Source organism: Haloferax sp. Atlit-48N, assembly GCF_003383015.2.
Lineage (GTDB): Archaea > Halobacteriota > Halobacteria > Halobacteriales > Haloferacaceae > Haloferax > Haloferax volcanii.
In genome coordinates this window covers 1830434-1848222 of record NZ_CP137689.1, presented here as the reverse complement: position 1 = coordinate 1848222, position 17789 = coordinate 1830434, and the positions used below count along the sequence as shown (strand labels likewise).

The following is a 17789-nucleotide window of genomic DNA, read 5'->3' as shown; positions in this document are numbered from 1 at the left end:
GACCATCGACGGTGACGTTCGACGTATGCAGACACGCGCACTCGGCGACACCGGCCACGAGAGTACCATCGCGACGTTCGGCGCTATCGCGCTCAACTGGCTCGAACAGGAGGGCGCGAACCAGATGGTCGAACACGTCCTCTCGAAGGGCGTCAACCACTTCGACGTGGCCCCGACCTACGGCGACGCGGAGCTCAAACTGGGGCCGAAGCTCCGCCAGCACCGCGAGGACATCTTCCTCGGCTGTAAGACCCAAGAGCGGAGCTACGAGGGCGCGAAACGGAAACTCGACCGCTCGTTCGACCGCCTCGGCGTCGACTACATCGACCTCTATCAGGTCCACGGCCTCGAATACGAGTCCGAACTGGACGAAATCACCGCCGACGACGGCGCGCTCGCGGCCTTCCGCGAGGCGAAAGACGAGGGGAAAATCGGCCACATCGGCCTGACGAGCCACGGGAATCCCGGACTCATCCGCGATGCCATCGACCGCATCGACGACCTCGAAACCCTGATGTTCCCGCTGAACCCCGTCGTCGTCGGCAAGGGCGACGACGAACACGACTACGAGGGCGTCTTCGAGGCGGCCGAAGAGGCCGGCATCGGCACGCTCGGCATCAAGGCGTTCGCCCGCGGCCCGTGGCCCGACACCGACGAACTGCCCGAGGCCGACCGACCGTTCCCCAACTGGTACGAGCCGGTCGACACCCCGAACGAAATCGCGGAGCGGTTCGACTTCGCGGCCGCGCAGGGCCTCACGAGCGTCGTCACGCCGGGCGACCCGAAGCTCGTTGCGATGGTTCTCGACGCCGCGACGCGGTACAACGGCATGGACGAGACGGCCCAGCGGTCGCTCGTCGAGCGCCTCCGCCACGACGAGAGCCCGGTGCCGGAGCAACTGCACCACTAACGAGGCGAGACGACTCCCGCCTCGGATTCCATCCGCCGCAAATGGACGTTCCAACGACCGTCACGGCCGCCCTCGACGACCGGCCGGTCCGGGGCGCGGTCTGTCTGGAGGCCGGCGCGGGGACCGGCAACGCCACCGCCGGACTCCTCGACGCGGGCGCAAAACAGGTCTACGCCGTCACCAACGACCCCGAGCACGCGACAATCGTCCGCGACCGGGTGGCCCCGTCGCCGACGGACCGAGCGAGGACCGCAGTGCTGGAGGCGGATGTTCGAAGCCTCCCGCTCGCAGACGATTCGGTCGGTATCGTCACCGCTCACGGGCTGTTCAACCTCGTCGGTCCAGCGTCGGTCGCCGCCGTCGCGCGCGAGCTGACGCGGGTCGCCGCGCCCGGCTGTCACCTCGTCGTCGACGACTACGAACCGCTCCCCGACGACGCCGCGATTCGGGAGCTGTTCGCGCTCGAAAACGCGGCGAGCCAGTTGGCCCGCGGGCGACCCGCGCTGACGTTCTATCCGGCCGACGCGCTCGGGGCGCTCTTTTCGGGACACGGCTGGCGCTTCGACCGCGAACTGACCCTGCTCGACCCGGTCCCGTGGTCCGAAAGCCACGTCGAGGCGCACGCGTCGGTGGCGAAGTCGCTGGCGGCGGAGGTCCCCGGCGAGATGGGCGGGTGGCTCGCAGGCGAGGCTGACCGCGTCGCCGACGCGGTCGAATCGGAGTCCGCGGGCGAGATGTACAGCGTGGCGATGCGGCTGTCCGACTCGCGGACGGACGCGACAGAGTAGGCGCGGCCGCTACTCCTCGCGGTCGAACGTCACGGCGTCGAACCAGCCGTCGACGACGCCCTTGAGCGCGCCCGTGGTACTGCCGAGATTGATGAGCTGATAGCCGTTTTCCGCCTTCTCGTTCACGTCGTCCATGCCGAAGCCGAGGCCGCCGACGGGGACGCCCGCATCGACCGCGGCCGAGCGGATGCGCTCGACCGCCTCCTGCACGTCCGGGTGGTCTATCTCGCCGGGGTGGCCGAGCGCCACCGAGAGGTCGAACGGCCCGATGAAGACGAAGCCCAGTTCGGGCACGTCGAGAATCGCGTCGAGGTCCGCAAGCGACTCGGCGGTCTCGATGGTCACGCCGACGAGCGTCTCGCGGTCCTCACCTGCAACGTAGTCGTCTGCGAGTCCCCAGCGGCGGGCGCGCGGCGACGCGAGGCCGCGGTCGCCGGGACCGTCGCCGTAGGTAAAGCGGGCCGACCGAACCGCCTTGCGCACCTCCTCGGCCGACTCAACGCGCGGGAGGAAGACGTTCCTGACGCCGAGGTCGAGGGCCTTCCGGACGAACTCGGGGTCGGTCGTCGGGAGCCGAACCAGCGGCTCGATGCCGGTTCGTTCCGCCGCGCGGAGGAGGTCTTCCATCGCGCCCGAGTCGAGCGGGCTGGGGCCGCCGTGTTCGAGGTCGAGCCACACGAAGTCGAGACCGAGTTCGCCGTAGAACTCCACGAGCGTCGGGCAGTAGGCGTTGTCGAGGACGCCGAGCGCGACGCCGCCGGCCTCGATTCGGGCGCGGAGCGCGTTCGATGATGGTGTCGCTACCATGTTCGTGATACGACACGTAGCCAGAAAAGGGGCGTGGCGAGCGTCGGAGAGCCGCGTCGCCGGTCGTTGGTCGCCGGTCGTCCCTTACGACTCGTCGGGCGTCCAGCCGTCGCCGACGCCGACGAGGTGGTTCACGCTCCCCGCGCCCTCGCCCACGTCGGCGGGTTCAGCGAGGGTCGCACGCGTGAACTCGATGCCGTGCCGGACCGCGTCTGTGAGGTCGTCGCCGCGGGCGAGGCGGGCGGCGACGGCGCTCGAAAGGGTACACCCGGAGCCGTGGGTCGCCGTCGCGTCGATGCGCGGGTTGACGAACGTCGTCGTCTCCGTCGACGTGACGAGCGTGTCGACCACGGTGTCGCCGTCGGTGGCGACGTGGCCGCCCTTCAGGAGCACGGCGTCGGCACCCCGGTCGAAGAACCAGTCGGCCGCGTCCGAGACGGCCGCCGGGGAGTCGGGAAACACGCCCGTCAGCGCCTCGGCCTCGTCGGCGTTCGGGGTCGCGAGCGTCGCCTGCGCGAACAGGGCGTCGTAGGCGTCGACGGCGTCCTCGGCCAGCAGTCGGTCGCCGGAGGTGGCGACCATCACGGGGTCGAGGACGACCGGGCCGTCGTAGTCGACGAGGCAGCCGGCGACCGTCTCGACGGCCTCGGCCGTCGCCAGCATCCCGATTTTCACGGCGGCGATGTCGAAGTCGTCGGCGACGGCCTCGTACTGGGCGCGAATCGACTCGGTCGGGAGGACGTGCGACCCCTCGACGCCGCGGGTGTTCTGGGCGGTCGCGGCCACGATGACCGACCCGCCGTAGACGCCGAGTCGGGTCATCGTCTTCAGGTCGGCCTGGATGCCCGCGCCGCCGCCGGAGTCGCTGGAGGCGATGGTGAGGGCGTACGGCGGCGTCTGCGGGTCGGGCGCGGTTCCCGGCATCTACCGCACCTCGATTCGGTCGATTCGGTCGGCGATGTCTGGCGTCGAGGCGTCCGCGAGTCCCGCGACCGCGTCGAGGAAGGCGATTTTGTAGCTCGCCGGGCCGCGGTAGTCCCCGAACGCGCCCTCGGCGGCGAGTTCGCCCGCGAGTCCGTACGCCGCGGTCCCGGAGAGCACCGCCGCAAGCGGGTCGTCGAGGGCGGCCCCGAACACGGCGAGCGTCGCGCCGAGCATACAGCCGGTGCCGACGACCGCGCCCATCATCGAGTGGCCGGTGTCGACCTCGAAAGCTGCCTCCTCGGTGGCGACGATGTCGGTCTCGCCGGAGGCGACGACGACCGCGCCGGTCTTCCGGGCGCACTCGACGGCCGCGGCGGCGATTTCGGCGTACTCCCCGACCGACTCGACGCCGCGGACCTCGGCGTCGTCGCCGGCGAGCGCGGAGATTTCGCCGTAGTTGCCGTTGAGCACGTCCACGTCGAGGTCGGTGACGAGGCGGTCCGCGACCCGGTCGCGCGTCGGGGTCGCGCCGACGCCCACGGGGTCGACGACGAGGGGAACGCCGTGGTCGTTCGCGGCTCGGCCGGCGGTCAGCATCGTCGCCTCGCCCGACTCGCTCACGGTCCCCATGTTGAGCAGACAGCCGTCCGCAATTCCGACCATGTCGCCGACCTCGCGCTCGTCGTCGGACATGACCGGCAGGCCGCCCCAGTAGAGCGTGACGTTCGCCACGTCGTTGACCGTCACGTCGTTCGTGACCGAGTTGATGAGCGGTTGTTCGCCCGCGACGGCGGCGAGCGCTTCGTCCAGCGCCACGTCGGGGACGCCGCCCGCACCGGTCGCGTCGTCCGACCCGCCCGACCCACCCGCGCCGTCCGAGCCGTCGCGTCCGCTCATCGGCGGTTCCTCCCGGCTGCGACCGAATCAGCGAGGTGGCGGGTCGCGTCGGCGGGGTCGTCAGCGGCGGTGATGGCCGACACGACCGCGACGCCGTCGGCTCCGGCGGCGACCACGTCGGCGGCGTTGTCGGGCGTGACGCCGCCGATACCGACGAACGGAGTCGAGACGGCGTCCGCGATGGCGGAGACGCGCTCGGTCCCGATTTCGGACTGCTCCGGGTTCGTCTCCTTCGTGTCGGTGGCGAACACCGCGCCGACGCCGAGGTAGTCCGCGCCGGCCTCCTCGGCGGCTCTCGCACCCGCGACGGTCGAGACCGACCGGCCGACGATTGCGCCCTCACCGAGCTGTTCGCGCGCGACCGAGACGGGCACGTCGTCGTCGCCGAGGTGGACGCCGTCGGCGTCGATTGCGGCCGCGATGTCGACCCGGTCGTTGACGACGAGCGGGACGCCCGCGTCGGCCGTCACGGCGCGAAGCTCGCGGCCGACCTCGTAGCGGTCGCGGGCGCTCGCGTGCTTCTCCCTGAGTTGCACGACATCGATGCCGCCGTCGACCGCGGCCCGCACCACGTCCGGCGTCGACCGCCCGCCGGAGCGGTCCGACTGCGTGACCAGATAGGTTCCCATCGAAGTATTCATGAGTTGTATTTTGGAGTGATGCGGCGACGGGCAAAATAGTTCCTCCTCCGGGCGTCGTCCGGCCGGATTCCCGGCGGCTGAGAGCTGTCGACCGCCGTTATGGTGTGAGCGAGCCAACAGGTGCGCGGTGAGCTGTATGGGGACGATACTCGTCGCGTACGGGAGCAAGGAGGGACAGACCGAGAAGATAGCCGGGCGCATCGCGGTGGCGCTGGCGGCCCACGGACACGACGTGCGGACCGAGTCGGTCACCGACGACGCCGCCGCCGAGGCGCTCGTCGACGCCGACGCGGTGCTCGTCGGGTCGTCGGTTCACCTCGGCGCGCACTCGAAGTCGGTGTACGGGTTCGTCCGCGAGCACCGCGACGACATCGAGACGCGGCCCAACGGCTTCTTCCAGGTGTCGCTGTCGTCGGCGCTCGACGACGCGGACGCCCGCGCCGAAGTCGCGACGTACATCGACGAGTTCGTCGAAGAGAGCGGCTGGCACCCCGAGCGGATGGCCGCGTTCGGCGGGGCGCTTCGGTACTCCGAGTACGGCTTTCTCACCCGGCTGGTGATGAAGCGCATCGCCGCGGACGCGACCGGCGACACGGACGCCTCGCGGGACTACGAGTACACCGACTGGGACGAAGTCGAGTCGTTCGCCGCCGACTTCGTCGAGTACGTGGAGTCGACGGCGGGCACCGCCGCGGGAGGTGCGGCGGTCTGAGCGGGCGGGCTGACCCACCGCGAACGACTACCGCTTCGGGCAAACGTGGCGAGCCACACACAGGTTTTTGCTATCCTGCACGATTATAGATGATAATGTCTGGTGACGGCCCTTCACGGGCGACACGAATCACGGCGGAGACGGACGGCGAGAGACGGGGGGACTTCCAACGATTTCAGGAGTCGCGCGACTACGACGTGGCGGACGTGGCCGAACACGCCGACCTCGCCGCCGACCTCCGGGACGTCGTCTCCGGCGAGGTGCGATTCGACGAGTACGCGCAGGTGTTGTACGCGACCGACGGCTCGATTTACCGGGCGCGCCCGGCGGGCGTGGTCATCCCCCGCGACGAAGACGACGTGCGCGCCGCGGTGCGGACGGCGGCCGAACACGACGTGCCCGTGCTCCCGCGCGGGGCGGGGTCGTCGCTGGCGGGACAGACCGTCGGCCCCGGCTGTGTCGTCGTCGACTGCTCGAAGTACATGGACGAAATCGTCCGCGTGGACCCCGACGCGCGGCGGGCGCGGGTCCAACCCGGCGTGGTGCAGGACGACCTCGACGACCGCCTCGCGGACCACGGCCTGAAGTTCGCGCCGGACCCCGCCTCCTCGAACCGAGCGACCGTGGGCGGCGGCATCGGCAACAACTCCACGGGCGCGCACTCGGTCCGCTACGGCATCACTGACGCTTACACCGAGGAGTTGCGGGTCGTCCTCGCGGACGGGTCGGTCGTCCACACCCGCGACGTGGTCGTCGGGAGCGACGAGTGGGACCGCATCGTCGGCAAGGACGACCGCGAGGCCGACCTCTACCGGACCGTTCTCGGCCTCGTCGAGGACCACGAAGAGGAAATCGAGCGGCGGTATCCGAGTCTCAAGCGGTCGGTGTCGGGCTACAACCTCCACAAGGTCGTCTCCGAGACCGACGACGGCGAGACGGTCGTCAACCTCTCGAAGCTGTTCGTCGGCGCGGAGGGCACTCTCGGCGTCGTCGTCGAGGCCACCGTGTCGCTCGTGACGGTCCCCGAGGAGACGGCGCTCGTCCTCTACGCCTACGACGACCTCGTGGAAGCGATGGCGGCGGTCCCCGACGCGCTCGACTTCGACGCCAGCGCGGTCGAACTCATGGACGACGAGGTGTTGCGGATGGCCGCCGAGTCCAGCGAGTACGCCCAGTACGTCGAGGCGATTCCCGACGGGACGGCGGCGACGCTGATGCTGGAGTTCGACTCCGAACTCCACGACGACTTCGAGGCCGTGATTCGTGAGGCGAACGACCACTTCCTGCGGGACGGCGACGGCGAGGCGGCGACGGACGACAAGTCGGCGGTGGGCGACGAATCGGCGGCGGGTGACGCCACCGACGGCGGCGACGGCGGCGCGTTCGAAGCCATCGAGGCGTACACGCCCGCGGCGCAGGCCGACCTCTGGAAGCTCCGCAAGGCGGCGATACCGCTTCTCATGTCGTTGCCGGGCGACCCGAAACCCTACCCGTTCATCGAGGATGCGAGCGTCCCGCCCGAGGAGTTGGCCGAGTACGTCCAGTCGTTCGAAGACGTGTTAGAGGACCACGGCACGTCGGCCGCGTACTTCGCCCACGCCGGCGCGGGGACGCTCCACATCCGCCCCATCCTGAATCTGAAAGACGGCGAGGGCATCGAGACGATGCGCGCCATCACCGACGACGTGACCGACCTCGTGTTGGACCACCGCGGGGCCTTTTCGGGCGAGCACGGCGACGGAATGGCCCGGACCGAGTGGAACCCCAAGATGTACGGTCCGGAACTCTGGGGCGCGTTCAAGGAGCTGAAGACCGCCTTCGACCCCGAGTGGCACATGAACCCCGGCAACGTCGTCTACCGCGACGGCCCCGACGATCTCGGGCCGGACAGCGACCGCGGCGTCGGCGCGGACATGCGCGAGAACCTCCGGTACGGCGCGGCCTACCGGTCCATCGAGCCAGCGACGACGCTCGACTTCTCGGACGAGAACGGATTCTCGCACCTCGTCGAACTCTGTAACGGCTGCGGTACCTGCCGGCAGACCGGGTCGGAGACGATGTGTCCGACCTACCGCGCCTCGAAGGACGAAGCCGAGACGACCCGCGGGCGGGCGAACATGCTCCGCGCGGCCATCTCAGGCGACCTCTCGGACGACGAGATCCACTCCGACCGCTTCCAAGAGGAGGTGCTCGGCCTCTGCGTCGGCTGTAAGGGCTGTCAGAACGACTGTCCGACCGGCGTCGACTTGGCGAAGCTCAAAGCCGAGGTGAAACACGCCCACCACGCCGAGGCGGGCGCGTCGCTCCGCGAGCGCCTGTTCGCCAACATCGACCGGCTGGCCGGCGTCGGCAGCGCGCTCGCGCCCGTCTCGAACTGGGCGGCCGAACTCCCGGGCGCGCGGGCCGCGATGGAGCGACTCGCGGGCGTCGCCGCCGACCGGGCGCTCCCCTCGTTCACCCGCGACACGCTCGAATCGTGGATGGACGGGCGACGGCCCCGCGTCCCGGCGAGAGAGGCCGACCACCGCGTCCTCCTGTTTCCCGACACCTACACGAACTACGTCACGCCCGAAATCGGGAAGGCCGCGGTTCGCGTGCTGGAGGCCGCCGGCGTCCACGTCCGCCTCGCGGAGGGCGTCGGACCGAGCGGCCGGGCCGCCTACTCCGGCGGCTTCCTCGACCTCGCTCGACGGCGCGCGGGTCACAACGTCGAGACGCTCCGCCCGTCGGTGGAAACCGGCTGGTCGGTCGTCTTCGTCGAGCCCTCGGACGCGGTGATGTTCCAAGACGAGTACGCCGACCTCCTGCCGGACGACGCGGTCGCCCCGGTCGCCGCGGCCGCCTCCGGCGTCATGGAGTTCCTCGACGCCCACCGGCTGGACGAGAACCTCCCGATTCGCGGGCGCTCGGCCGACGGCGACGACGCGGCCGGACCCGTCGCCTCCGCGGTCGCTGACGGCGGTACGCTCGGGTCCCTCACCTACCACGGCCACTGCAACCAGAAGGCGATGAACAAGGACCACCACGCGGTGGGCGTCCTCCGGCGGGTCGGCTACGAGGTCGACCCGCTGGATTCGAGCTGCTGCGGCATGGCCGGGAGCTTCGGCTACGAGGCCGAACACTACGACCTCTCGAAGGCAATGGGAGACATCCTGTTCGAGCAGGTCGACGACAGTCAGGGAGACGAGGTGGTCGCTCCCGGCGCGTCGTGTCGGACGCAACTCGAAGACAGGGACGACGCGGCGCGGCGACCCCCGCACCCGATAGAGAAGGTCGCGCAGGCGCTGTCGGGCTGAGCGGGCGCGCGTCGGCGCGGTCGTCGGGTTCCCGCGGGTCGGGACGGTATCCGTCTCGCGGCGTTCCGCAATCACATCCCTTTTGCCGGTTTGCGTGGCAGGTGAAGGCAGACCATGTCCGATGCACCCGATGTCGGCGAACTCACCCCGCCGAATCGCACGCTGATGGGCCCCGGCCCGAGCGACGTTCACCCGCGCGTCCTCCGCGCGATGTCCACGCCGCTCGTCGGCCACCTCGACCCGTCGTTTATCGAGGTCATGAACGAGGTGCAGGAGCTCATGCGCTACACGTTCCGCACCGACAACAAGTGGACGATTCCGGTCTCGGGGACCGGGTCGGCGTCGATGGAGGCGGCCATCGGCAACCTCGTCGAACCGGGTGACACGATGCTCGTCCCGACGAACGGCTACTTCGGCGGGCGCATGGAGTCGATGGCCGAGCGCGCCGGCGGCGAGGTCGTCCACGTCGACGCGCCGTGGGGCGAGCCGCTCGACTCCGCGGACGTACAGGACGCCTTCGACGAGCACCAGCCGGACGTGTTCGGGTTCGTCCACGCCGAGACCTCGACGGGCGTGAAACAGCCGAGCGTCCCCGAACTGACGAGCATCGCCCACGACCACGACGCGCTCGTCGTCGCCGACACCGTCACCTCGCTCGGCGGGGTCGAACTCGAAGTCGACGACTGGGGCATCGACGTGGCCTACTCCGGCCCGCAGAAGTGCCTGTCGTGCCCGCCGGGCGCGAGCCCGCTGACGCTCAACGACCGCGCGATGGACAAGGTGCTCTCGCGGGAGGAGCCGCCCCGCTCGTGGTATCTCGACCTGTCGCTGTTGGAGGGCTACTGGGGCGACGACCGCTCGTACCACCACACCGCGCCCATCACCAACGTCTACGCCATCCGCGAGGCGCTCCGACTGGTCGCGGAGGAGGGCATCGAGGAGCGGTGGGCGCGCCACCGCCGGGTCGCGGGCGCGCTGAAAGCCGGCGTCGAGGCGATGGGCCTCGGTCTCAACCCCGAAGACGAGTACTGGCTGCCGAGCCTCAACGCGGTGCTCGTCCCCGACGGCGTGGACGCCGGCGCGGCAATCGACTACGTGCTCGACCACTACGACCTCGAAATCGCCGGCGGCCTCGGCGCGCTCGCGGGCGACATCTTCCGCGTCGGCTGCATGGGCCACTCGGCGCGGCCGGAGAACGTCTCGTTCCTCCTGACCGCCCTCGGTGAGGCGCTCGAAGCGCAGGGCGCGGACGTGGACCCCGAAGCCGGCTTCGCCGCCATGCGCGAAGCGCTGAACCAGTAACGGCTCCGAACCGGCGGCAATTCGCCGTGAACCGCGTCGAAACTCAGCGAAACCGACGCAAAACGCCCGCCACGGTGTCCGCTTTTCATGAGCATCGACCCGCGAGTGGCGACCGGAGCGACTCACCATGAACCGACGCAGACTCTCCCTCGTCGGCGTCTTGCTCGCCGTCCTCGTCACGACCGCGGGCGTCGCCGCCGCCGCACCGAACGACACCGCGCGCGAATCGTCCCCCGCGTCCGAGGCCGGCCAGCGGGGGCCGCCCGGCGAACTCCCCGACCCGGTCCCCGAGTTCGTCTCAGGCGTCCACGACCTCGTGAGCGACTTCCTGAGCGGGGCCCTCGACGGGTCGCTCGGGGGCTCGCTGAGCGACCGCGCGAACGACGTTTCGGGTGCGTAACTAAGTGTGACCCGACGCTATCGAGCGACGTGGCAGATGACAGCCGCCCAATATGAGGTCCCAACTCAGTTATGAGACGCACAGTTTTCGTCGCCGCGACAGTGCTGGCCCTGCTCACGGCCGGTGTCGCCGCCGCGTTCCTGGCGGGAGTCGGACCGTTCGCTGACACGACCTCCGCCGACGGCTCCGACGGAGCGTTCCCCACGCAGACGACCGCGTCGCCCGACGGCGGCGGGGGGGACAGCAGTGACACCGGCGGGAACGACACCGGGAGCAACGACAGCGATGGCGACGGCGATAGCGGCGACGGTGACGCGACCGAGACCCAATCGAGGCCGCCGTTCGGCGTCGTCGTCGACGACATCGAGGAGTGCGGACAGACCTGCCGCGACGTGACGAGCACGATAACGAACCAACAGGACACCGATAGCTCCGGCGTCACCGTGTACAGTCGTATCTTCGTCGGCAACGACACCGACCCGGACGACGAGGTCTGGCGCGGGACCCAAGCGGTCGGTGACCTCGCGGCCGGCGAGTCGTACACGACGACGAAGCGCGTCGAACTGTCGTACTCGGAGGCGTTCGCGGTCCAGCAGGCGGACGGCTGGATTACGGTCCAGACGACCATCGAGACGGACAACCGGACGCTGACGTACACTGAACAGCGCGACGTGGCGTAGTCGGAGAGGCCGCGGCGCGGGACTGAGCGACGAACTCACCCGCCGTCCCCGTCGCGCGATAGTCTTCGGTCACTGGTGGGCCGGCCGTCACGCTTCCGACTGACACCGTGACTGTGGTTCGCGTCTGAAACGACCGATAGCAGTTTTACTTGACAGGTGAAATTATTATTTAGACATGGCAAATACAAGCGTTTGCGTATGTGAAGAACTGAGGTGTCGGTAGGGGATGCGCCCCTCGCTCCGCGAACTGCTCTCGTATCTCGGCCCCGGTTTTATCATCAGCGTCGCCTACATGGACCCCGGTAACTGGGCGACAAACATCTCGGGCGGCGCGAAGTTCGGCCCCGCCCTGCTGTGGGTCATCGTCCTCGCCAGCGTCATGGCGATGGGGATTCAGGTGCTCGCCGCCAAACTCGGCATCGCCACCGGGAAGGGCGTGGCACAGCTCTGCCGGGAGCGCTTTTCGGGGCCCGTCGTCGTGCTCCTGTGGGCCGCCGCGGAACTGGCGATGGTCGCCACCGACATGGCCGAAATCATCGGGGCCGCCATCGGGTTCAGCCTCGTTTTCTCCCTGCCGCTGTGGGCCGGAGCCGTCCTCGCGGCGGTGAGCTCGTTCGCCCTGCTCGGCGTTCGGACCGCACACAAACGGGGGTTCCGCTGGGTCGAACTCACCATCATGTCGCTCGTCGGCGTCATCGCCCTCGCGTTCGTCTTCGAGATGGCGCTGGCGAGACCGACCGCTTCGACCGTCGCCTCCGGCCTCGTCCCGACCGTCCCGAACGCCTCGGCGCTGTACGTCGCCATCGGCATCCTCGGCGCGACCGTGATGCCGCACAGCGTCTATCTCCACCCGTACATCGTACAGGACCGCCGCGACCGGCTCATCGAGTCCGACGGCGACACCGAGGCCGTCCACCGCCGCCACTTCCGGCTGGAGCGCCTCGATACCGTCGTCGCGCTCTTCGGCGCGATGTTCGTGAACGCCGCGATGCTCATCGTCGCCGCCGCCGCGCTTCAGGGGACGGGCATCGAGACGCTCGAAGAGGCGTACGTCACCCTCAGCGGCGTCTTCGGGGCGAACGCGAGCCTCGCGTTCGGCGTCGCGCTCATCGCCGCCGGGCTCTCGTCGTCGCTCGTGGCGACGATGGCCGGCCAGACCGTCATGGACGGCTTTCTGGACCTCGACATCAACGTCTGGCTCCGGCGGTCGGTCACGCTCGTGCCGAGTCTCCTCATCGTCGCCGCGGGCTTCGACCCCACGTCGGTGCTCGTCGCCTCGCAGGTCGCGCTGAGCTTCGAGCTCCCGTTCGTCCTGATTCCGCTCCTCTGGTTCACCCACGAGGCGTCGCTGATGGGAAACTTCCGCAACCGGGCGACCACGACCGGCGTCCTCGGCGTCGCCATCGCCGTTATCGTGGCCCTGAACGGCTGGCTCCTGTACTCGACGCTCCTCGGGTGACCGGGCGGGGCGGCCGAACGTCGGATTAGCTCCGCGACTGTCCGGAGGACCGGACGGCCGCCGACCGCCGGCCCCACCGCTTCCGCAACGACTTTTCGCGCCGGCCGCAAAGCCGGGGTATGAACATCGAGGTTCGCGAACTGGCCGACCTCGGCACCGACGCCCGCCGCGCCTTCTTCGAGCGGGACGCCGGCGTCGGGGAGGCCCAGTCCGACGTGCGCGACATCGTCGAGCGCGTCCGCCGAGAGGGCGACGTTGCGGTCCGGGAGTTCTCAAACGAGTTCGACGGCGTCCAGGTCGGCAACATCGACGTGACCGACGCCGCCGAGCGCGCCTACGACGAACTCGACGACGACGTGCGCGAGGCCATCGAGGCCGCCGCGGCGAACGTCCGCGCGTTCCACGAAAAACAGGTCCCCGCTGACTGGCGCGAGGAGTTCGGTGACGACGGCACCCGCGAACTCGGGCGTCGCTACCGGCCGCTCGACCGGGTGGGCGTCTACGCCCCCGGCGGCACCGCCGCCTACCCGTCGAGCGTCCTCATGGGCGTCATCCCCGCGAAGGTCGCGGGCGTCGAACACGTCGCGGTCGCCACGCCGCCCGCGGAGCCGATGAACCCCGTCACGCTCGCCGCGATGCACGTCGCGGGCGCGGACGCGGTCTACTCGGTCGGCGGCGCGCAGGGCATCGCCGCGCTCGCCTACGGCACGGAGACGGTGAAGGCCGTCCAGAAGGTCGTCGGCCCGGGCAACAAGTGGGTCACCGCGGCGAAGGCCGAGGTCCGCGGCGACGTTGACATCGACTTCCTCGCCGGTCCCTCCGAGGTGCTCGTCGTGGCCGACGAGACGGCCGAGGCGCGGTTCGTCGCCGCCGACCTCGTCGCGCAGGCCGAACACGACCCGAACGCGTCGGTCGTCGCCGTCACCGACGACGCCGACCTCGCCGCCGATGTCGTCGCGGAGGTCGAGCGACAGGCGGGCGAGCGCGAGCGCGCGGAGACCATCGAGGCTGCGCTCGAAGGCGACGCGTCGGGCGTCCTCCTCGCGCGGTCGATGTCCGAGGCGGTGCTGTTCGCCGAGGAGTACGCCGCCGAGCACCTGACGATTCAGGCCGACGACGACGAGGCGCTGTTGGACCGCATCGACTCCGCGGGGAGCGTCTTCCTCGGGCCGTACACGCCCGTCGCGGCCGGCGACTACGCCTCCGGGACGAACCACGTCCTTCCGACCGGCGGCGGCGCGAAGCGACAGGGCGGCCTCTCGGTGGACCACTTCGTCCGCTCGACGACGGTCCAGCGCCTCGACCGCGACGGGCTGTCGGAGCTTTCCGAGACGATTACGACGCTCGCGGAGGCGGAGGGCCTCGACGCCCACGCCCAGAGCGTCCGCGAGCGGTTCGAAGAGTGAACTGAGGCGTTCCACCGGGTAGCCACAGCCTACCGGGACGGCGCGCGAAGTTCCGCCTGCGCCACAGTTATCCGTTCCCACAGTATAGTGGGACGTATGAGCACGGAATCCGCGAGTGGCGGCGGCGATGTGGCGGTCACGGTCACGCCCGCGGCCGCGGACGAAGCCGTCTCCCTCCTCGAAGGGGAGTCGATGGACACCGACGTGGCCGGACTCCGGCTGTTCGTCCAGCAGGGCGGCTGCGCCGGACTGTCCTACGGGATGCGCTTCGACAACGAACCGGAAGACGACGACACAGTCGTCGAACAGCACGGCCTCCGCGTGTTCGTCGACCCCGCGAGCATGAACTACATCGGCGGTTCGACCCTCGACTTCGAGGGCGGCCTGCAAGGCGCGGGCTTCCACGTCAACAACCCGAACGCCGAGAGCAGCTGCGGCTGCGGCGAGTCGTTCCGGACGTAGGGACCAATTTCTTAAGCCACCCGCGCGCGAATCGGTGGCATGGCCGAACTCCAGACCCAGACCGTATCGAGCGGTAAGACCGTCTTCGTCGCCACCGACGAGCCCGAACGCGGCTCGAAGGGACCGTTCTACGTCGTCTATTCGACCGAGGACGCCGAGAACCGATGGGGCTATCTCTGCGGCAACTGCGACTCGTTCGACACCGCGATGGACACGATGGCCCGCATCGAGTGCAACAACTGCGGGAACGTCCGCAAACCCGAGGAGTGGGACGCCGCTCACGAGTAGCCGGGCGTCTCGGCGCGACCGTTCATCAATTATTGGTATGGTATAGCGTGACAATCTTTATCAGGAGTGCGGGTGTACGTAGACGTGCATGGCCCAGGCTTCGATGCCTCCTGTTCAGGAGGCTCGGTCGATATTCGGCCGGCTCGGCTACTCCGTCTCGGGGGACGGACCCGATATGCTGGCCGAACGCAAGTGGCGTACGGTCCACGTGACCGCACTGAGTTCGCGCGAAGCGACCGAATGCCGTCCGGTGCTCGCAGACGGCGGCACCGAGACACCGTATCGGTTCCGCTGCTTCGTGACGTGGGACGACCACATCAGCGCGCTTCGAGAGCGGCTTCGCGGTATCGACCTTCCATACGAGTGGGCAATCATCGGCGTGTCGAACGGTGGTGGGAACGACTACGAGGTCGTTCACGGCACGAACACGTAATCGAAACGGGGCGGTTTCGCCCAAACGTTTTCTCAGCCCGTCGCTAACGGACGAGCATGTCGCAGGCCGCACAGACGGAGTTGGCGCGATTCGTCCGGAGCAGACGGCTCAACGCGGCGCTCGCGTGGCTGTTCGTCGGCTTCCTCGTCGCCGTCGCCGTCGGGAGCGTCGTCACCGGCGGCGACCTCGTCTGGGGCGGGTTCGCGGCCGTCGTGGCCGCGGTCACCGTCGTCCCGGCCGTCGCCTTCCGCGAACCGCGAGCGATGCTGCCGTGGGAGGTCGTCGCGCTCGCCTCGTTCCCGCTCGTGGCCCGCGTCCTCGTTCGGGGCCAGACCATCGGCGGCGTGACGTTCACCGGGCGCGTGTCGACGTATCTCGCGGTGGCCGCCATCGCGCTCATCGTCGCCGTCGAACTCGACGTGTTCACGCCGGTCCGGATGAACCACTCCTTCGCCGTCTTCTTCGTCGTCATCGCCACGATGGCCGCCGCGGGCGTCTGGGCGGTCGTCCAGTGGCTCTCGGACCTCTACCTCGGGACGCGCCTGCTGTTGAACGGGCGGCCCGAGCACGTCGTCGAGGCGGGGCTGATGTGGGACTTCGTCGCCGCCACCGTCGCCGGACTCGTCGCCGGATTGCTGTTCGAGTACTACTTCCGCCGCCGGGCCGGGTCGCGCGAGCGACTCCCCGAAGAGGTGGCGGAGATGGCCGAGGAGTCGGAGGCGGCGGAGGTAGCCGGGCTGTCGGACGCGGCGGAGACGGACGGCGATTCCCGCGCGCCGGAGGGAGGTGAGTCGCCGTGAAGATTCGCTCGCACCTCCGTATCGACGAGCGACGGCAGTCCCAACTCTCGCGGGCGATGCAGGTCGTCCTCGTCGGTCTCGTCTTCATCGGCCTCGACCGCGGGAACCTCGGCATCGTCGTCAACGCGCTCGTCGGTCTCGGCGTGACCTATCTGCCGGCGATACTCGAACGCGACTACCGCATCCCGATGGACGCCGGGCTGACGCTCTGGATATCCTCCGCGGCGTTCCTCCACGCGCTCGGGACGGTCGGCTTCCCCGGTTCGGAGACCAGTTTCTACGCGGGCGTCTGGTGGTGGGACCATCTCACGCACGCGCTGTCGTCGTCGGTCGTCGCGGCCGCCGGCTACGCGACCGTCCGCGCGGTCGACGAGCACACGGCGGACATCTACCTGCCGCCGCGGTTCATGTTCGTCTTCATCCTGCTTTTCGTCCTCGCGTTCGGCGTCTTCTGGGAGGTCATCGAGTTCGCCATCTCCGGGGTCGCCTCGCTCGCCGGCACCGCGTCGGTGCTGACGCAGTACGGTCTCGACGACACGCTCTTGGACCTCGTGTTCGACGCCGTCGGCGGCGTCATCGTCGCCGTCTGGGGGACCGCCCACCTCTCGGACGTGGTCGGCGCGTTGCAGCGGCGGTTCGAAACGGCGTCTCGCTGACACGAACCGGCGGGGACCAGGCCGTCAGAATCAGCCGACAGCAGGCGATTTCTCTCGAATCCCGATATACATTTGTACACGGACTGAGACGTTCACACCGATGTCGAGTTGGATCGGTGATGGAGACGAGGACGCCGCCGACGCGTTCGAGACGGTCGGCCGTCGCCGGCAGATTCTCCAAGCGCTCTCGACGGAGTCACTTTCGAAGGCCGAACTGGTCCGCACGCTCTCGGTCTCTCGGTCCACCGTCGACCGCGGCGTCGAGCGACTCGTCGGGCTCGGCCTCGTCGAGCGGTCGAACGGCAGGTTCGTCGCCACGAGCGCGGGTCGAGTCGCGCTGGAGACACACGACGAAGCGATTCGGGCGATGGCGAACGTGCTCGGTGCGGTACCCGTGCTCGACCACCTCCCCGAGTCGGTCGAGCCGCCGCCCTCGCTGTTCCGCGAGGCGGTCGTCTGTACCGGCGACCTCTCGGAGATGGAACGGCGCGCACCGCTCGATTTCGATATCAACGAGGTGACGGAGCTCGCCGGCTTCAACGGCCCGTTTCTGTTCAGTAACTGGCCCGAGGCGCGCGAGCAGCTCACCCGGCTCGGCGACAGCGTCACGCTCGTCCTCTCCGCGGAGTCGCTCGACTGGCTCTCGAACCGCTATCCCGACGACCTCGACGCCATGGTCGACGCCGGCGTCCGCGTGGCCGCGGTCGACGAGGACCCGACGTTCGGCGTCGTGGTCATGGACCGACCGACGACGGCCTCCGTCACGCTCGTCGTCTACGACCACATGGGCGCTCCGGAGGCGCTAGTCGTGAGCTACGAGCCCTCGGCCGTGGCGTGGGGTCGCAGACTCGTCGCGGCGCGCGCCGAGACCGCGCGCCCGTATCGGCCCGACGAGTGAGCCCGCGACAGCGCGATGCGAGATGATCCG

The 17789-nt window shown here is 69.4% G+C and carries 19 protein-coding genes; 15 read left to right on the top strand and 4 right to left on the bottom strand.

Features of this window, described 5'->3' with window-relative positions:
* Positions 1-25: 25 nt before the first annotated feature.
* Both DEQ67_RS09940 and DEQ67_RS09935 read left to right on the top strand, forming a co-directional pair.
* A complete protein-coding gene (locus DEQ67_RS09940; protein ID WP_004062305.1) occupies positions 26-910 on the top strand; it encodes an aldo/keto reductase in 885 nt (294 codons plus the stop codon).
* A 41-nt stretch (positions 911-951) separates the two neighbouring features.
* The gene (locus DEQ67_RS09935) at positions 952-1698 is read left to right on the top strand and encodes a class I SAM-dependent methyltransferase (RefSeq protein ID WP_115891494.1); all 747 of its coding nucleotides are present in this window, start codon (positions 952-954) and stop codon (positions 1696-1698) included.
* Between the two features lie 9 nt (positions 1699-1707).
* Here DEQ67_RS09935 and DEQ67_RS09930 read toward each other — a convergent pair whose 3' ends face one another.
* The 4 genes from DEQ67_RS09930 to thiE form a co-directional block, all read right to left on the bottom strand.
* Positions 1708-2505, bottom strand: coding sequence for an HpcH/HpaI aldolase family protein (locus tag DEQ67_RS09930; RefSeq protein WP_004042805.1), 798 nt, complete (start codon positions 2503-2505; stop codon positions 1708-1710).
* Positions 2506-2589: 84 nt separating this feature from the next.
* Positions 2590-3429: a bifunctional hydroxymethylpyrimidine kinase/phosphomethylpyrimidine kinase gene (thiD, locus tag DEQ67_RS09925; RefSeq protein WP_115891495.1), complete on the bottom strand. Its 840-nt coding sequence runs from the start codon at positions 3427-3429 to the stop codon at positions 2590-2592.
* A complete protein-coding gene (gene thiM / locus DEQ67_RS09920) occupies positions 3430-4326 on the bottom strand; it encodes a hydroxyethylthiazole kinase (protein WP_115802833.1) in 897 nt (298 codons plus the stop codon).
* Positions 4323-4955 (bottom strand): thiamine phosphate synthase, encoded by a 633-nt coding sequence (gene thiE / locus DEQ67_RS09915; RefSeq protein WP_004062291.1) that lies wholly within the window; start codon positions 4953-4955, stop codon positions 4323-4325. Before thiE ends, thiM begins: the two co-directional genes overlap by 4 nt.
* 148 nt (positions 4956-5103) lie before the next feature.
* Here thiE and DEQ67_RS09910 point away from each other — a divergent pair, with 148 nt between their 5' ends.
* From DEQ67_RS09910 to DEQ67_RS09850, 13 genes are all read left to right on the top strand, one after another.
* Positions 5104-5679: a flavodoxin domain-containing protein gene (locus DEQ67_RS09910; protein ID WP_004062289.1), complete on the top strand. Its 576-nt coding sequence runs from the start codon at positions 5104-5106 to the stop codon at positions 5677-5679.
* 95 nt (positions 5680-5774) lie between these two features.
* Positions 5775-8975, top strand: coding sequence for an FAD-binding and (Fe-S)-binding domain-containing protein (locus DEQ67_RS09905; protein ID WP_115891496.1), 3201 nt, complete (start codon positions 5775-5777; stop codon positions 8973-8975).
* A gap of 165 nt (positions 8976-9140) precedes the next feature.
* Positions 9141-10277, top strand: a complete 1137-nt coding sequence (locus tag DEQ67_RS09900) for a pyridoxal-phosphate-dependent aminotransferase family protein (protein ID WP_004062285.1) — start codon at positions 9141-9143, stop codon at positions 10275-10277.
* A gap of 127 nt (positions 10278-10404) precedes the next feature.
* The gene (locus DEQ67_RS09895) at positions 10405-10677 is read left to right on the top strand and encodes a hypothetical protein (RefSeq protein WP_115802831.1); all 273 of its coding nucleotides are present in this window, start codon (positions 10405-10407) and stop codon (positions 10675-10677) included.
* A gap of 71 nt (positions 10678-10748) precedes the next feature.
* Positions 10749-11357 (top strand): hypothetical protein, encoded by a 609-nt coding sequence (locus DEQ67_RS09890; RefSeq protein WP_233509317.1) that lies wholly within the window; start codon positions 10749-10751, stop codon positions 11355-11357.
* Between the two features lie 226 nt (positions 11358-11583).
* Positions 11584-12816 (top strand): Nramp family divalent metal transporter, encoded by a 1233-nt coding sequence (locus tag DEQ67_RS09885; protein ID WP_115802829.1) that lies wholly within the window; start codon positions 11584-11586, stop codon positions 12814-12816.
* 125 nt (positions 12817-12941) lie between these two features.
* A complete protein-coding gene (gene hisD, locus DEQ67_RS09880; protein ID WP_188148685.1) occupies positions 12942-14222 on the top strand; it encodes a histidinol dehydrogenase in 1281 nt (426 codons plus the stop codon).
* Positions 14223-14318: 96 nt separating this feature from the next.
* Positions 14319-14684: a HesB/IscA family protein gene (locus DEQ67_RS09875; RefSeq protein WP_004062279.1), complete on the top strand. Its 366-nt coding sequence runs from the start codon at positions 14319-14321 to the stop codon at positions 14682-14684.
* Positions 14685-14723: 39 nt separating this feature from the next.
* Complete coding sequence (locus tag DEQ67_RS09870; protein WP_004042840.1) at positions 14724-14972, top strand: DUF5816 domain-containing protein; 249 nt, start codon at positions 14724-14726, stop codon at positions 14970-14972.
* Between the two features lie 88 nt (positions 14973-15060).
* Positions 15061-15405, top strand: coding sequence for a DUF7116 family protein (locus DEQ67_RS09865; protein WP_013035460.1), 345 nt, complete (start codon positions 15061-15063; stop codon positions 15403-15405).
* A gap of 56 nt (positions 15406-15461) precedes the next feature.
* A complete protein-coding gene (locus DEQ67_RS09860) occupies positions 15462-16205 on the top strand; it encodes a hypothetical protein (RefSeq protein WP_004062278.1) in 744 nt (247 codons plus the stop codon).
* On the top strand, positions 16202-16861 hold the full coding sequence (locus DEQ67_RS09855; protein WP_006601505.1) for a hypothetical protein: 660 nt from the start codon (positions 16202-16204) through the stop codon (positions 16859-16861). Before DEQ67_RS09860 ends, DEQ67_RS09855 begins: the two co-directional genes overlap by 4 nt.
* Positions 16862-16961: 100 nt before the next feature.
* Entirely contained in the window at positions 16962-17759 is a 798-nt protein-coding gene (locus DEQ67_RS09850) for a helix-turn-helix transcriptional regulator (protein ID WP_004042849.1), read from the top strand.
* Positions 17760-17789 lie beyond the last annotated feature (30 nt).

What these genes read in the sequence shown, in the direction of transcription:
- thiM (WP_115802833.1), bottom strand. Translation starts at nt 4,326, where the DNA reads ATGAGCGGACGCGACGGCTCGGACGGCGCGGGTGGGTCGGGCGGGTCG.
- DEQ67_RS09890 (WP_233509317.1), top strand. Translation starts at nt 10,749, where the DNA reads ATGAGACGCACAGTTTTCGTCGCCGCGACAGTGCTGGCCCTGCTCACG.
- DEQ67_RS09910 (WP_004062289.1), top strand. Translation starts at nt 5,104, where the DNA reads ATGGGGACGATACTCGTCGCGTACGGGAGCAAGGAGGGACAGACCGAG.
- thiD (WP_115891495.1), bottom strand. Translation starts at nt 3,429, where the DNA reads ATGCCGGGAACCGCGCCCGACCCGCAGACGCCGCCGTACGCCCTCACC.
- DEQ67_RS09930 (WP_004042805.1), bottom strand. Translation starts at nt 2,505, where the DNA reads ATGGTAGCGACACCATCATCGAACGCGCTCCGCGCCCGAATCGAGGCC.
- DEQ67_RS09885 (WP_115802829.1), top strand. Translation starts at nt 11,584, where the DNA reads ATGCGCCCCTCGCTCCGCGAACTGCTCTCGTATCTCGGCCCCGGTTTT.
- DEQ67_RS09850 (WP_004042849.1), top strand. Translation starts at nt 16,962, where the DNA reads ATGTCGAGTTGGATCGGTGATGGAGACGAGGACGCCGCCGACGCGTTC.
- DEQ67_RS09940 (WP_004062305.1), top strand. Translation starts at nt 26, where the DNA reads ATGCAGACACGCGCACTCGGCGACACCGGCCACGAGAGTACCATCGCG.
- DEQ67_RS09870 (WP_004042840.1), top strand. Translation starts at nt 14,724, where the DNA reads ATGGCCGAACTCCAGACCCAGACCGTATCGAGCGGTAAGACCGTCTTC.
- DEQ67_RS09905 (WP_115891496.1), top strand. Translation starts at nt 5,775, where the DNA reads ATGTCTGGTGACGGCCCTTCACGGGCGACACGAATCACGGCGGAGACG.
- DEQ67_RS09865 (WP_013035460.1), top strand. Translation starts at nt 15,061, where the DNA reads ATGGCCCAGGCTTCGATGCCTCCTGTTCAGGAGGCTCGGTCGATATTC.
- DEQ67_RS09935 (WP_115891494.1), top strand. Translation starts at nt 952, where the DNA reads ATGGACGTTCCAACGACCGTCACGGCCGCCCTCGACGACCGGCCGGTC.
- thiE (WP_004062291.1), bottom strand. Translation starts at nt 4,955, where the DNA reads ATGGGAACCTATCTGGTCACGCAGTCGGACCGCTCCGGCGGGCGGTCG.
- DEQ67_RS09860 (WP_004062278.1), top strand. Translation starts at nt 15,462, where the DNA reads ATGTCGCAGGCCGCACAGACGGAGTTGGCGCGATTCGTCCGGAGCAGA.
- DEQ67_RS09900 (WP_004062285.1), top strand. Translation starts at nt 9,141, where the DNA reads ATGGGCCCCGGCCCGAGCGACGTTCACCCGCGCGTCCTCCGCGCGATG.
- DEQ67_RS09875 (WP_004062279.1), top strand. Translation starts at nt 14,319, where the DNA reads ATGAGCACGGAATCCGCGAGTGGCGGCGGCGATGTGGCGGTCACGGTC.
- DEQ67_RS09895 (WP_115802831.1), top strand. Translation starts at nt 10,405, where the DNA reads ATGAACCGACGCAGACTCTCCCTCGTCGGCGTCTTGCTCGCCGTCCTC.